Consider the following 14,571-nt stretch of genomic DNA (forward strand, 5'->3'; position numbering starts at 1 on the left):
GCCGAGCATTTACCCACCATACTTAACGAATCCAATTCGTTTTAGGCGCTCGCCGAACCGAACATCCGAGGAATCACAATGTTGACGATCACCGCCCTCACCCCTCCCGAGTCCCTGTCGAGGACGCGCGAGACCGGACGCACCCCGCTCCGCGTCGGACTCGTCCAGCACCGCTGGCACGAGAACGAGCAGGATCTGCGGGCCGAACTCGACGAGGGCATCGCCGCGGCAGCCAAGCTCGGGGCGCGCGTGGTGTTCCTCCCCGAACTCACGCTGAGCCGGTACCCCGCCTTCGTCGAAGGCGGTGACAACCCCGGCCGCCAGGCCGAGGACCTCCTCACGGGGCCGACGTTCACGTTCGCCGCCAAGGCCGCCGCCGAACACGGCGTCCTCGTCCACGCGTCCCTGTACGAGCGGAACGACTCCGAGAACGGCGTGCAGTACGAGGACGGACTCGGTTTCAACACCGCCATCCTCGTCGCCCCGTCCGGGGAACTGCTCGCGCACACCCGCAAGCTGCACATTCCCGTCACCGCCGGCTACTACGAGGACACCTACTTCCGCGGCGGCCCCGCCGACAACCCGTACCCCGTCCACACCGCCGAGGCACTGGGCGGCGTCAAGCTCGGACTCCCCACCTGCTGGGACGAATGGTTCCCCGAGGTCGCCCGCGCCTACTCGCTCGGCGGCGCCGAAATCCTGGTGTACCCCACCGCGATCGGCTCGGAACCCGACCACCCGCAGTTCGACACCCAGCCGCTGTGGCAGCAGGTGATCGTCGGCAACGGCATCGCGAACGGCACGTTCATGGTGGTGCCCAACCGCCACGGCGGCGAAGGCCTCATCACGTTCTACGGCTCGTCGTTCATCTCCGACCCCTACGGCCGCATCCTCGCTCAGGCACCGCGCGACGAATCCGCGGTGCTGGTCGCCGACCTCGACCTCCAGCAGCGCGAGGACTGGCTGGCCCTGTTCCCGTTCCTGGCCACCCGTCGCCCCGACACGTACGGCGCCCTCACCGAGCCCGTCGATCACGCCTCCCCGTTCGGGAGGGCGTGATGACCTGGCGCATGCCCGCGGAAGGCGAACTGCACGAACGCACCTGGATGGCCTACCCCAGTGCGGGCTACTCCCTGGGCGACACTCCGGAGGAGCAGCACGAGGCGCGCACCACGTGGGCCGAGGTGGCACACGCCGTCGCCCGGTTCGAACCGGTCACCGTCGTCGTCGACCCTGGTGAGGTGCCGGCGGCTAAGAAGTACCTGTCCGCCGACATCGACATCGCCCCGGCGCCGCTGAACGACGCCTGGATGCGCGACATCGGACCCACGTTCGTGCTGTCCGAGGACGGACGCCTCGGCGGCGTCGACTGGATCTTCAACGGCTGGGGCGGCCAGGACTGGGCCCAGTGGGACAAGGACTCGAAGATCGGCGCCCTGGTGGTCGAGCGGTCCGGTGCCGAACTCGTCGACTCGCCGATCGTCAACGAGGGCGGCGGCATCCAGGTCGACGGCCTCGGCACCGTGCTGGTCACCGAGACCGTGCAACTCGACCCCGGCCGCAACCCGGACCTGTCGAAGGCCGACATCGAGGCGGAACTCGCCCGCACGATCGGTGCCACCAAGGTGATCTGGCTGCCGCGCGGCCTGACCCGCGACTCCGACACCTACGGCACCCGCGGGCACGTCGACATCGTCGCCGCCATCCCGTCGCCCGGCGTCGTCCTCGTGCACGATCAGCGCAACCCCGAGCACCCCGACTTCGAGGTCAGCAAGGCCGTCATCGACGCGCTGAAGCAGACCACGGACGCCCGCGGCGAGTCGTGGGAGATCATCACCGTCCCCGCGCCGCAGGTCCTGCGCGACGAGGAGGGCTTCGTCGACTACAGCTACATCAACCATTTCGTCGTCAACGGCGGCGTCATCGCGTGCAGCTTCGACGATCCCGCGGACGAGGAAGCGGTCGCGATCCTGTCGGCCGCCTACCCGGGACGCACGGTCGTCTCCGTCGACGCCCGCCCGCTCTTCGCGCGCGGCGGCGGCATCCACTGCATCACCCAGCACCAGCCCGCCGTGCGCTGACGCACCCGTGAGTACTTGTCAACCGCCGGCGGTTGACAAGTACTCACGGGTCAGCGCCTGCGACGCATGTAGTCGCTGACGACGGCGGCACCGAGACCGTCCAGACCGGGCGCCACGACGCGTCCGCCGACCCGTTCCGCCATCCGGTCCACCACCCGCGCGAGACCGGGATCCTCACCGAGCCGGAAGAACGTGACGTGGGCGCCGAGCCGGGCGAGGGTGTCGAGTTCCCGGACCGTCAGACCAAGGGTCCGGGCGCTCGGCGGGTAGTCGAAATACGCGAAGCCGTCCGGCTCGAGGTGCGCGGTCGGCTCACCGTCGGTGACGATCAGGACCACCGGCTGCGCGTTGGGGTGCCTGCGCAGATGCCGGGCGGCCAGCAGCAGCGCGTGGTGCAGGTTGGTGCCCTGGTCCCAGGCGCCGTCCAGGCCTGCCAGCTCCGACGGCGTCAGCACCTGCGCGTGCCTGCCGAACGAGATGAGCTGCAGTTCGTCGCTGCGGAACCGGGTGCTCACCAGGTGGTTCAGCGCAAGTGCGGTGCGTTTCATCGGCACCCACCGCCCCTCCATCACCATCGAGAACGACGTGTCGACCAGCAACGCGACCGCCGCCTGCGACCGCTGCTCGGTCTCCATCACCTCCACGTCCGCGACGGACAGCCGGACCGGAACACGACCGCGTTCGACCGGATCGGACGCCGCCCGCAGCACCGCGTTGGTGATGGTGCGCGTGACGTCCCACGGCTCGGTGTCGCCGAACGCCCACTCGCGGGACGCCCCCGTCGGCTCCCCCATCGCCCCGGCGCGCCGCGTCTCCCGTTGCCCGCCACGCGAAGACAGTTGCTGCGCGACATCCCGCAGGGCCGTCTGACCGAGTTGGCGCATCGCCTTCGGCGACAGCCGCCATTGACCGTCCGCCCCGCGGTCGAAGAAACCCTGGTCCCGCAGCGCCTTCTCCAGTTCGGCGAGGGTCTGCGCATCCGCCGCCGCCTCGTCGCCCAGTTGCCGGGCCAGGGCCTCCGCGTCGATGTCGTCGAGTTGTGCGCCCGCGTACTGCTGCGACAGTTGCTCCGCGAGCGACTCGAGTTCCGCGATGTCCTGCAACGCGCCGGTGCCCTCGCCCAGGCCCATGCCGTCGTCCCCGCGAAACCGCTGCGCGCCCTGCCAGTCCTCGCCGGGACGCGCAGCCTGCAGGTGCTGGTCGAGGCGGTCCAGCTGTCCGATCAGCGACGGATCACCGAACGCCTGCTGCGCCAGCGCGTCGAGTTCGTCGCGCTGCTCCTGCGACAGCGAGTTCCGCAGCCGCTGCGCCGCCGCCGCCCGCTGCGCCAGCGAGTCGAGCAGTTCCTCGACGTTGCGCGGGTTCTCGGGGAAATACTCCCCGTGTTTGTCCATGAACTCGTCGAACTGCTCCTGGGTGTCCTCACCGCGGGAATGCTTGTCGAGCAGGTCGTTGAGATCGGCGAGCATCTCCCGGATGCGTTCGCGATCTTCCTCCGTGGCACCCTCGAGCGCCTGCTTCATCCCGGCGAACCGCTGGTCCAGCACCTCGCGGCCCAGCAGGTCGCGGATCTTCTCGTAGTCGGCACGGGCTTCCGAACTGCGCCAGTCGTAGTCGGCGAGTTCCTGCACGGCCTGCGCGGTGGACGGCGACAGTTCCTCGAGGCGCATCTCGGAGAAGCGGGCGTCGTCGTCGAGCGCGCGGGCCAGCGTCTTGCGTTCCTCGAGTACCGCGCGGTCGAGGAGTTCCCGGACCTCTTCGAGGGTGCCGTTCAGGTTGTTCCGCTTCAGCAGCTCGCGGCGGCGCCGATTGGCCTCGGCCGCAAGCTCGTCCAGCCCGCGCATGTCGCGGTTGCCGCGGCGCAGCATCTCGCGCAGCGCCTGCCGCGGCGAACTGCCCGCGAACACGTCGTCGCCGATCGCGGCGAGCGCCTCGCGCAGGTCCACCGGCGCCGCCAGCGGATCACCGCCCTCGTACGGCCCGTACCGCGCATTGTGCGGCCCGCGTTCCGCCTTGCGGGACATTACGAATACACCGTCTGCCCGTTGATGTCCGGGTTCTTGGAGATCCGCCGGGCCAGGTACAGCCCTTCGAGGGCGAACTCGGCCGCCGCGGCCCGCTCCCCGTCCGACTCCGCGCCCAGACGCTCGGCGAGCACGTCGAGGACCTCCAGCTCGGGCAGCTCGTTCAGCAGTGCCTTCGCCGTGATCCGCTCACCGGTCACCACCGGGTCGCCCTGTTCGACCGCGTCCACGAGTTCCGCCAGGTCGATGCCGCCGAGCCGGGTGCGGACCGTGTCGGCCGTCGCCCGCCGGAGCAGGTGCTCCAGGACCTCGATCTCGCGCCCCTCCTCACCGGATTCGAATTCCACCTTGCCCCGCAGGACGTCGACGACGGTCTCGAGGTCGACGGGCCGCGCGACCGGGTCGGCCTCACCGAGCACGGCGCCGCGATGCACCGCAGCTGCGCTGACGGTTTCGGCGCCCGCCACCGCGAACCGGGCGGACACACCCGACCGCTGATCGACCGACGTCGACTCGCGGAGCAGGCGGGTGAACCGGGCCAGGATCTCGAGGAGGTACTCGGGCACCTCGGCGGTGAGATGCGCTTCCTGGAGGATGACCGCGACCTCGTCGTCGAGCCGGGTCGGGTAGTGCGTCCGGATCTCGGCGCCGAACCGGTCTTTCAGCGGGGTGATGATGCGACCGCGGTTCGTGTAGTCCTCCGGGTTCGCGCTGGCCACCATCAGGACGTCCAGCGGGAGCCGGAGGGTGTACCCGCGGACCTGGATGTCGCGTTCCTCCATGACGTTGAGTAGCGACACCTGGATGCGTTCGGCGAGGTCGGGCAGTTCGTTGATGGCGACGATGCCCCGGTGCGCGCGGGGAACGAGCCCGAAGTGAATGGTTTCCGGGTCCCCGAGACTCCGGCCTTCCGCGACCTTCACCGGATCCACGTCCCCGACGAGGTCCGCCACCGACGTGTCGGGCGTCGCGAGCTTCTCCGAGTACCGCTCACTGCGGTGGCGCCACGCGACGGGGAGGCTGTCGCCCAGTTCCTGCGCCCTGCGGATCGACGCCGGAGTGATGGGCTCATAGGGATGCTCCCCGAGTTCGGAACCGGCGATCACCGGGGTCCATTCGTCGAGGAGCAGGTTGAGGGTGCGGAGGAGGCGGGTCTTGCCCTGACCTCGTTCGCCGAGCAACACCACGTCGTGACCTGCGATGAGTGCCCGTTCGAGTTGCGGTTCCACCGTCTCCTCGAAACCGACGATGCCGGGCCACGGATCACGACCGTCGCGTAGGGCCGCGAGCAGATTCTCGCGGATCTCTTCCTTGACGGTGCGTTGAACGTGGCCCGACTCGCGGAGCTCGCCGACGGTGGAAGGTCTGTGTTCCGATGACGTCACCACTCCACGCTACGAGGGTTCGGGCGAATCGGCACGCGGTTAATGCGCGGCGGCCCTCCTGAGCACTGCGCGCCTACGCGGCAACCGTGTACGAGGACGCGGCGTCCAACTTGCCCCAGGCGGCGCGGTAGTGCTCGGCCGTCACCGGATCGGCCTCCGTCAGAAGCGAGTCCAGCAGGATGTGCGGATCGGATCGCCACGCCCGGACCACGTTCGCGACCGCACGGTTGGAGAACAGACCCGACCCGGTCAGCGCAGACACCCACTCGTCGATCGCGCCCCGGTGAATCCGCTCGACGGCCTCCCGGCGGAACCCGCCGTCGACGAAGTCGAGGGAGAACATGGCGGCGACGAAATCACCGGTGGTCAACTGTACGACGTTCATGATGCGGCACCTTCCTGGAGTCGGGAGCTGTTCTCGGACGTAATCCATTGGAACAACTGGTGATGCAGACGCTAATCGCCGAATGTGTGAGTTCTGTGATGCTTCTCTGAGATCTCGGCCGCGATGCCCTCCTGCAGTCGTCACCGGGCCCCTACACTGCCGTGCATGGAGACCTGGGTTCTGCCCGGACTGCTCGGCCTCGGCCTCGCCGCCGCGTCGGGACTGCGCACGTTCCTGCCGTTGCTGATGCTCAGCGCCGCAGTGCACGTCGAGGTGCTCGGGGTGACCCTGAACGAGTCGATGCGGTGGCTCGGTTCCACCGGGGCGCTGGTGGCGCTGTCGATCGCGACGGTCGTGGAACTGACCGCCGATCTCATCCCGTTCGTCGACAACGCGCTGTCGGTGATCGGCAACGTCACCGGTCCCCTTGCCGGGGTCGTCGCGACCTGGGCGGCCTTCGCCGACGTGGACCCGTCGACGGCCGCGATCGCCGGGATCGTCATCGGCGCACCCACCGCTCTGGCGTTCAGCACCGCGCAGACCGGCACCCGCGCGGTGAGCACGGCCTCCACCGGCGGATTGGCCAATCCGGTGGTGTCGGTGATCGAGGACGTGGTCTCGTTCGGCACGTCGCTGATCGCCCTGCTGCTTCCGCTTCTCGTCATCCCGCTGCTCGCGTTCCTGCTGTGGTTCGCGTGGCGGGGAGCGCAACGGGTGCGGCGACTGCGCGCGACGTGAACTGGTAGACAGTCCCCATGCCTGACACCGAGATCACCTTCGCCAGCGGTGCCGTCACCTACTACGGCAGCCTCCGCACGTCCGTCGACGCGAACGGGTCGGCGCCCGCCGCACTGCTGCTCGCCGGCAGCGGCCCGACCGACCGCAACGGCGACAGCGCCCTGCTCCCCGGTGACATCGGAACCCTCCGCCACCTCGCCGACGTGCTCGAACAGCACGGCTTCGCGAGCCTGCGCTACGACAAGATCGGCAGCGGCGAAACCGCCCTCGGCCCCTACGAGGTGGAAGAGGTCGGCGGTCTCGGCTTCACCACCTTCGTCGACGCCGCGTCGGCGGGCCTCGACTTCCTGGCCGCCCAACCCGGGGTCGACCCGTCGCAGCTGATCGTCATCGGACACAGCGACGGCGGTCTCGTCGCCCTCGCGCTCGCCACTGCGGAAAGCGAGTCGCGGGTACGCGCCGTCGGACTGCTCGAACCGCTCAGCGTCCGGCTCCTCGACCTGCTCACCACGCAGATCCACGGACAGCTCGACGCCGTCGTCGGCGCCGGACAGCTGCCGGTGGAGCTGGCCGACGAACTGCGGCTCGCGCTCGCGGACACCGTCGAATCGCTCCGCACATCGGGCACGATCCCCGACGACCTTCCGGAACCCCTGCAGAACGCCGGGCTGGTGCACGCCAACGCCAAGGCCCTCGCGGAGGAGGACGCCCTCGACCCCCGCGCGCTGGCCGGCAGGCTGCCCGCCGGTTTCCCGGTTCTCACGAGCTGCTCCGCCAAGGACATCCAGGTGCAACTCGCGGACGTCGACGGCCTGAACGACGCCCTCGCGCACACCGCGCTGACGCCGGTGCGGATGACGAACGCCAATCACGTCCTCAAGGACGTCGGCGACCGTCCGTCCACCGGACCGGATTACGTGGAACCGCTGCCCTACTCGGCGGAGTTCACCGAACCGTTCGGCAGGTGGATCGCGTCACTGTGATCAGTTGCCCCCACCGGCCCCGGTGATCACGGCCAGCAACGTGCTCGCCAGATCGGACACGAGCCCGAGGTTCTTGTCGTTGACGAGGTCCTGCAGCCCGTCCAGCCCCTGAACCTCGAGCAGCGGCGCGAGCATCTCCATCAGCTCGGACAGCTGCGCCGAGTCCGGCGCCGTCGACTTCGGTGCCGCCTTGGGTGTGGTCGCCTTCGGGGTCGTGGTGGTGGTCGACGACGCGCTGTCCTCGCTCGCATTCGGTGCCGTCGTCGCGGCCGGAGCGGCCGCCAGCTCCTGCGCAGGCGCGGCCTCCGACCCCGTCAGCAGGTAGGTGACGATGCCCGTCGTGATGGTGATGGCGTGCTTCAACTGGCCGTCGGAGCTCTCCAGCTGCGCGGAGTCCTCCTTGTTCGAACCGTTGCCCATCTCGACGAACACCAGCGGAACCTGGGTCAGTGCAGGACCCGCCACATCGGCGCGGGTTTGGAGGCCGTCGTTCACGCCGGCGTAGTTGGCGGGAACGAAGCCGTCGGACTTGTAGGCGTCGCGCATCATCTTCGACGCCTTGAGCCCGCCACCGGACTGCGCGGCGTCCGCCTTCTCGTCGGGGATGGGCAGCGACGGGATGATCATGTGGAACCCGTGCTTGCCCGCGTCCTCACCCTGCGCCGTGGAGTCCGCGTGAATGCTCACAGCCAAATCGGCGTTCGATTCGCTTGCCGCACGGGCCCTTTCGTCGATGCACCCGCCCCAGCCGGTGTCGTCCTGACGACTCAGGACGACCTTCGCGCCGAGGCTCTCGAGGCTGCTCTTCACCAGCTGGGTGACGTTCCAGTTGATGGTGTGCTCGGGCACCCCGCCCAGCGACGTCATGCCGCTCGTCTGGCAGTCCTTGGTGTTGCCCCGGCCGTCGTTCACCTGCTGCGCGAGGTCGTGGCCCTCGCTGGAACCCTGATGTCCGGGGTCGAGGAACACCGTCATCCCGGACAGTTCGGTGCCGGTCGCCGTCGCAGCGGGTTCCGCCGACACCTGAGCAGGGATGAGCACGGACGCACCCAGGACGCAGGCGCCAAGGCCGGCCTTGATTGCAAAACGGTTCATAACGGGGATGGGCGCACCGTCGCAGTCCGGGCGCCACTCTCCTTCCACAGGTGCCACTCGAGTCACATCAGCCCCGAGTGAATCAGCTGCACCGCGCGCTCGTGCTGCTCGAGTCCGGATCGAAAGCAACCTGTAACCAAAGTGGTGGGATTCGACGGACGCGCACCGATTCGCCGAATTCCCACGCAATTGCCCGCGCATCCGGCGAATCGATGAGCGGATGTGAACAGGACGGCAACTCTGGGCCAAGAGTGGCTGCTCAACCGCGCATTCCTGCGCGGTGGCCGGATAATGGAAGTGCAAACCCTCAACCGGTGCTGTACGGTCATCTACCAACCAGCAACGACACGCAGAAAGGTACGGCCATGATGCAGCTTCACGCGCTCTTCGCGTCCGTACCCGCATGGCGTCGATGCTCCGCCGACAAGCACATCACCAAGTTCGGCGCACCCCGAGAATGTTGAGACTCAACCAAGTCATTCTCGGGCACCCAGGGCAAACCCCTCGGGTGCCTTTTCTTTTACCTTTCACTTTCAGGAGCACCACATGAAACTTCGCATCAACCAACTGTCCACCTCTCCCCCGTATCTGGACCTGCCGGACGACCTCACCGGTTACGCCGTCACCCTCGACCTGTCGCACTGCGACGCCGCCCACGAGGCCGGACTGGGCGAATTGATCAGCGAGGTCCGCAGTCGCGGTGCCGCCCGCGTGGTCATCACCGGTTCGCCGCGTGAACTCGAGGGCACCGGCCGCGCGCACGGGGCCGCAGCCGCCTGACAACGCAGAACGGGCCCCGGCGCGATGCCGAAACCCGTTCGAGAGGTGCCGAACGCTAGTGCGCGAAGTGCCGCGCACCCGTCAGGTACATGGTGATACCGGCTTCCTTGGCCGCATCGATCACCTCGTTGTCGCGGACGGAACCACCCGGCTGCACGACTGCCTTGACGCCAGCGTTCGCGAGGACCTGCAGTCCGTCGGGGAACGGGAAGAACGCGTCCGACGCGCCCACCGACCCGACCACCCGGTCACCGGCCCGCTGCACCGCGAGGTGCGCGGAGTCGACGCGGTTGACCTGGCCCATGCCGACGCCGACCGACGCACCGTCGGAGGCGAGCAGGATGGCGTTGGACTTCACCGAACGGCACGCGCGCCACGCGAATTCGAGGTCCTTCAAGGTCTGCTTGTCGGCGGCGTCGCCGACGGCCAGGGTCCAGTTGGCGGGGTCGTCGCCTTCGGCGTCGAGCACGTCGCGCTCCTGGAGGAGTGCCCCACCGGACACGGGACGCAATTCGATTCCCGTCGCGGTGGGCGCCTTCGCGAGAAGGACGCGGACGTTCTTCTTGCGCTGCAGCACGCCGAGCGCGCCATCCGCGTAGGACGGGGCGATGATCACCTCGGTGAAGATGTCGGCGACCTGCTCGGCCATCTCGACGGTGATCTCGCGGTTCGCGGCGATGACCCCGCCGTATGCGCTGACCGGGTCGCAGGCGTGTGCCTTGCGGTGCGCCTCGGCGATGTCGGCTCCGACCGCGATGCCACACGGGTTCGCGTGCTTGATGATCGCGACGGCCGGCTCACTGAAGTCGAATGCCGCACGCCACGCCGCGTCGCCGTCGGTGTAGTTGTTGTACGACATTTCCTTGCCGTGCAGCTGCTCGGCCTGGGCCAGACCGGCCGGGGCGGCGGAGTTCACGTAGAGGGCCGCGGCCTGGTGCGGGTTCTCGCCGTACCGCAGGACGGCCGAGCGGTCCCAGGTGGCGCCTGCCCACTCGGGGAACTGCGAGTCACCGCTGTCCACCAGCGTGGACGTCATCCAGCTCGCGACCGCGACGTCGTACGACGCGGTGTGCTGGAACGCCTGCGCGGCGAGGGCGGTGCGCTCGGGCAGCGTGAAACCGCCGTCGGCGATCGCGGTGAGCACGTCGTCGTAGCGGGCCGGATCCACCACGACGGCCACCGACGGGTGGTTCTTCGCGGCGGCGCGCACCATGGACGGGCCGCCGATGTCGATCTGCTCGACGCATTCGTCGGGGGTCGCACCCGAGGCGACGGTCTGGGTGAACGGGTACAGGTTCACGACCACCAGCTGGAACGCCTCGATGCCGAGCTCCTCGAGCTGCGCGAGGTGCTCGGGCTTCCGGGTGTCCGCGAGGACGCCGGCGTGCACCCGCGGGTGCAGGGTCTTGACCCGGCCCTCGAGGCACTCGGGGAAGCCCGTCAGCGCCTCCACGGGGGTGACCGGGATGCCGGCGTCGGCGATCTTCGCTGCGGTCGACCCTGTCGACACCAGCTCGACACCTGCCTTGTGCAGGCCCGTAGCCAGTTCGACCAGACCGGTCTTGTCGTAGACGCTGACGAGCGCTCGGCGTACTGCCTTGCGTTCACTCACTGGGGATCACGGCCTTTCGTCCATCGGAAACAACTCCACGGGTGGCGACAGCGGCGATGACGTCCGCCAACAACCGTCGCTCCACAGTCTTGATGCGCTCGTGCAGGGTCGACTCGTCGTCGCCGTCGAGCACCGGCACGGGCTCCTGCGCCAGGATCGGGCCGGTGTCGACCCCCGCGTCCACGAGGTGGACCGTCGATCCCGACACCTTGACGCCGTAGGCCAGCGCATCCGGGACCGCATGCGCGCCGGGGAACGCGGGCAGCAACGCGGGATGCGTGTTGATGATGCGACCGCCGAAGCGGTCCAGGAAGGCGGGGCCGAGGATCTTCATGAATCCCGCCGACACCACGAGCGACGGCTGGTGCGACGCGACGGCCTCGGTCAGCGCGACATCCCAGGCGGACCGGTCCGCGTGGTCGCGGAGCCCGACCCGGAAGTGGGTGATGCCCGCGGACTCGGCGTGCCGGATGGCGTCGCAGTCGCGGTCGACGCCGACGGCGACGATCTCGGCGGGATACCCGTCGGTGTGGGTCGCGTCGATCAACGATCTCAGGAGGGTTCCCGCACCGGAGGCGAGTACGACGATCCGCGCCGGCGCGGACGCGACCGGCGAAGTGGTCGTGGGCCCCAGGTGGTCACGCGAGGAAGTCAGCGCTCTACTCCTGAACAATCGAAAGGCCGGGTGAATCGAAAGGGGGCGGTCGCATCGTCGACCGAACAAGAGCCTAGTCGCTGGGGGTTGCGGGCCCTCGGGGCAGGTCGGCTTCCGGGGCCTCACCCGCCTTTACCGGCCCCTCGGGTGCCGCCGTCGCCGCGTCTTCCTCGACCTCGGCGTCCACCACGACCTCGGCCTCGGCGTCGGTGTCCTGCGGCGCGACGGGAGCCGCGGGCGCTTCGGCGTCTTCGACGAGTTCGGCCTCGATCACCCGGCCGGGCGCGGCTGCCGGGACCTCCCGCTCCTCGGTGATCGGGGCGGCTATCGCCGGAACCTCCTCCGCGCCGGGAAGGTGCGGTTCCTCGTCCTCCGTGTCGGCCTCGTCGTCGGCGCCCCGGCTCCGATGCCAGGCGACGACCACCGCCGTCACCGCGCCCGCAAGTCCGAGCCACGCGAACGTGAGCAGCCCGAACGCCCACCAGTTCAGCTCGACGGTTCCGAAGGCGCCGAGCCGTCCGCCGGACACGAGTCCGAGCACGGCCGTCACCACACCGACACCCGCGGCGGAGGTCAGCACGGTGAGCAGTGCCTCCTGCCCGGCGACGCGACGTCCGCAGTCGCGTCCGAGCATCACACCAATCAGCAGCGGAATCACCAGCAACGCCGGCCACGCGCCACCGGACACCCCGTCGGGAACCGCGCCGAGCAGCGGCAACGGTGGCAGCGAACCACCGACGTTGCCGAACACGCTGACCGAGACGTCCCCGATCTGCGCGGTCCCGCCCATGACGGCGGCCGCGGCACCCACCACCACGTTCGGCAGGTACAGCACGGACAGGATCGTCAGTCCGAGCGTTCCGACGACACCGTCCCCGCGTTCGAGCAGCGACCCGACCGTGGACCACTCCATCAGCAGCGAGATCGTGACCAGCACCGCGCCGGCACCGACGATCGCCGTCATCGCGCGCAGCCCCGGGCGCACCGCGTCCCGGACCCACGACGGAACCTCCGCACCGAGCGTCGGCCACATCGCGACCGTCACGCCGATCCCCGCCGCGAGCACATGCACCAACAGCACCCACCCGAACGCGGCGAGCGCGTTCGGGGAGGACAACGGGATGACCGCCGACGCGTCCGCGATGACCGCGAGGGCGATGGCTGTCACGGCCAGCGGTCCGGCCACCGCGGCGCCGATCACCTGCAGGGCGTGCCGCCGCGAGGACGCCGGATGCACCACCGCCGCGCACCCGCGGGCGACCGCCCACATCATCCCCGCCGTCGGGATCAGCGGGAGGACGCCGAGCGAGGTGCCGTCGATCGTCAACGGCACCTGGTGAATCGCCAGCCACGACGCCGCGATCGCACCGAACGTTCCCGTGAGGTCACTGTTCGCCGCCACCAGCGTGACGACGATGAGTGCGGACAGCAGGACGACCGTGACCCCCGCGGGCCGGAACGCGACCGACAGCAGCGCCCGCATCTCGTCCGCGTCGGGCACGGGACGCTGTCGCGGGGCGCGCCGCGCATCATCGCGGACGGCTCGCCTCTCGTCGTCGCGGACGGCTCGCCGTCGTGCACCCTGTGCGACACGCTGCGCACGATCAACCAAAGAACTCATCCCCTCGAGAGTGGCACTCCGACGCAGCGACAGCGGTCAGGCGCGCCGCACAGAAGTGGCCTCCGACCAGGTTCGGTCAGAGGCCACCTGCTGGATGGACCGCTACTTGTCGTCCCTGTCGGCGCGCGTGTCGAACGCCTGGGTGGGCGCGCTGTACCCCTCCGATTCAGGCTTCTCGGCCGACTCGGCCGGCTTCGCCTCGGTGGACGGCTGCTCGCCGTACTCGAGAGTGCGCTCCACGGGCGAGGACTCGGCCTGCGACCCGTACGCCGGCGCCGCGTGCTGCGCCGAACCGTAACTGGTCCCGGCCGGGTACTGCGAGCTGGGCGTTCCAGTGGGCTGCGACGGCGTCGACGGCTGCGAGTACCCCTGGTACTGCGGCTGCTGGTAGGCGGTGGTCGGGGCGTCGTACGACGCGGATCCCGCGCCCGCGCCGTAGCCCGGCTGCTGCGGCTGTCCGTAGCCCTGGGTGTATCCGGGCTGGCTCTGCGAGGGCTGGCCCTGCTGGCCGTAACCCTGCTGGCCGTAACCCTGCTGGCTCTGCTGCCCGTAGCCGGGCTGCGACTGGCTCTGCTGTCCGTAGCCCTGCGGCGCGCTCTGGCCGTAGCCCTGCGGCTGCTGTCCGTACGACTGCTGCGGGCCCTGCCCGTACCCCTGCGGGGCGCCCTGGCCGTACCCCTGCGGGGTCTGGCCGGGCTGACCGAAGCCCGCGGCTGCGGCCGGCTTGGGCGCCGGCTGCTTCAGGACGCCGATGTCGAACAGCACGGCTGCCACGGCCACGGCCGACTGGATGAATCCGAGAACGAGGATGAGGATTGCGCCCCAACCGGAATCCGCGTCGACGTTCAGGAAGACGAACAACGCAACGACCCAGCCCGCGACGGACGCCGCCGCGGCCGCACCCGCATAGGACTGCTTCGGGAGGAGGGACGCCGCCGCGAGCAGACCACCGAGGAACAGCAGTCCGAGTCCGTCCGTGTTCGCTTCGAACGAGTTCACGGACTCTCGCGCCAAGGTGGCGTACGGGGCGAACCCGAGCAGTAGGTTGAGGACACCGAGAACGGCGACACCGATCAGGAGGAAGAAGCCCAGGCCTTTCGATTCTCCCCCTGCAGTCGGTTGCGCGGGCGGACCGTAATTCGGCCCGCCGGGCGTGAACGTCATGACTTCTCCTAGTCGACAAGTGGTCTGCGTGCGCTCTTCCGACGCTAG

At 69.3% G+C, this 14,571-nt stretch carries 13 protein-coding genes; 5 read left to right on the forward strand and 8 right to left on the reverse strand.

Annotated elements, in window-relative coordinates; all coding sequences use genetic code 11:
- The first annotated feature begins 78 nt into the window (after positions 1-78).
- Both CJ179_RS09245 and CJ179_RS09250 read left to right on the forward strand, forming a co-directional pair.
- The gene (locus CJ179_RS09245) at positions 79-1,059 is read left to right on the forward strand and encodes a nitrilase-related carbon-nitrogen hydrolase (RefSeq protein ID WP_095861248.1); all 981 of its coding nucleotides are present in this window, start codon (positions 79-81) and stop codon (positions 1,057-1,059) included.
- Positions 1,059-2,081 (forward strand): agmatine/peptidylarginine deiminase, encoded by a 1,023-nt coding sequence (locus tag CJ179_RS09250; protein ID WP_072937314.1) that lies wholly within the window; start codon positions 1,059-1,061, stop codon positions 2,079-2,081. Before CJ179_RS09245 ends, CJ179_RS09250 begins: the two co-directional genes overlap by 1 nt.
- 50 nt (positions 2,082-2,131) lie before the next feature.
- On the opposite strand, the gene CJ179_RS09255 is transcribed toward CJ179_RS09250, so the two are convergent.
- The 3 genes from CJ179_RS09255 to CJ179_RS09265 all read right to left on the reverse strand — a co-directional run bounded on the left by CJ179_RS09255 (position 2,132) and on the right by CJ179_RS09265 (position 5,875).
- Entirely contained in the window at positions 2,132-4,105 is a 1,974-nt protein-coding gene (locus CJ179_RS09255) for a VWA domain-containing protein (RefSeq protein ID WP_095861249.1), read from the reverse strand.
- Complete coding sequence (locus CJ179_RS09260) at positions 4,105-5,490, reverse strand: sigma 54-interacting transcriptional regulator (protein WP_015889399.1); 1,386 nt, start codon at positions 5,488-5,490, stop codon at positions 4,105-4,107. Before CJ179_RS09260 ends, CJ179_RS09255 begins: the two co-directional genes overlap by 1 nt.
- Positions 5,491-5,563: 73 nt before the next feature.
- Complete coding sequence (locus CJ179_RS09265; protein ID WP_095861250.1) at positions 5,564-5,875, reverse strand: hypothetical protein; 312 nt, start codon at positions 5,873-5,875, stop codon at positions 5,564-5,566.
- Positions 5,876-6,040: 165 nt separating this feature from the next.
- Between CJ179_RS09265 and CJ179_RS09270 the strand changes: the two genes are divergently transcribed.
- Both CJ179_RS09270 and CJ179_RS09275 read left to right on the forward strand, forming a co-directional pair.
- Positions 6,041-6,613, forward strand: coding sequence for a DUF4126 domain-containing protein (locus CJ179_RS09270; protein ID WP_072937317.1), 573 nt, complete (start codon positions 6,041-6,043; stop codon positions 6,611-6,613).
- Between the two features lie 17 nt (positions 6,614-6,630).
- Positions 6,631-7,596, forward strand: coding sequence for a serine aminopeptidase domain-containing protein (locus CJ179_RS09275; protein ID WP_072937318.1), 966 nt, complete (start codon positions 6,631-6,633; stop codon positions 7,594-7,596).
- Here CJ179_RS09275 and CJ179_RS09280 read toward each other — a convergent pair whose 3' ends face one another.
- Complete coding sequence (locus tag CJ179_RS09280) at positions 7,597-8,691, reverse strand: N-acetylmuramoyl-L-alanine amidase (protein WP_095861251.1); 1,095 nt, start codon at positions 8,689-8,691, stop codon at positions 7,597-7,599.
- Positions 8,692-9,237: 546 nt separating this feature from the next.
- Here CJ179_RS09280 and CJ179_RS09285 point away from each other — a divergent pair.
- The gene (locus CJ179_RS09285; protein ID WP_072937320.1) at positions 9,238-9,471 is read left to right on the forward strand and encodes a hypothetical protein; all 234 of its coding nucleotides are present in this window, start codon (positions 9,238-9,240) and stop codon (positions 9,469-9,471) included.
- A 55-nt stretch (positions 9,472-9,526) separates the two neighbouring features.
- On the opposite strand, the gene purH is transcribed toward CJ179_RS09285, so the two are convergent.
- The 4 genes from purH to CJ179_RS09305 form a co-directional block, all read right to left on the reverse strand.
- On the reverse strand, positions 9,527-11,083 hold the full coding sequence (gene purH, locus CJ179_RS09290) for a bifunctional phosphoribosylaminoimidazolecarboxamide formyltransferase/IMP cyclohydrolase (protein WP_072937321.1): 1,557 nt from the start codon (positions 11,081-11,083) through the stop codon (positions 9,527-9,529).
- A complete protein-coding gene (gene purN, locus CJ179_RS09295; RefSeq protein WP_083395586.1) occupies positions 11,076-11,756 on the reverse strand; it encodes a phosphoribosylglycinamide formyltransferase in 681 nt (226 codons plus the stop codon). The genes purH and purN overlap by 8 nt, the downstream gene beginning before the upstream one ends.
- Before the next feature lie 55 nt (positions 11,757-11,811).
- The gene (locus CJ179_RS09300; protein ID WP_072937322.1) at positions 11,812-13,350 is read right to left on the reverse strand and encodes a DUF6350 family protein; all 1,539 of its coding nucleotides are present in this window, start codon (positions 13,348-13,350) and stop codon (positions 11,812-11,814) included.
- Between the two features lie 111 nt (positions 13,351-13,461).
- Entirely contained in the window at positions 13,462-14,523 is a 1,062-nt protein-coding gene (locus tag CJ179_RS09305; RefSeq protein WP_072937323.1) for a DUF5336 domain-containing protein, read from the reverse strand.
- Positions 14,524-14,571 lie beyond the last annotated feature (48 nt).

Source organism: Rhodococcus sp. ACS1, from assembly GCF_002300155.1.
GTDB classification, from domain to species: Bacteria; Actinomycetota; Actinomycetes; order Mycobacteriales; family Mycobacteriaceae; genus Rhodococcus_F; species Rhodococcus_F koreensis.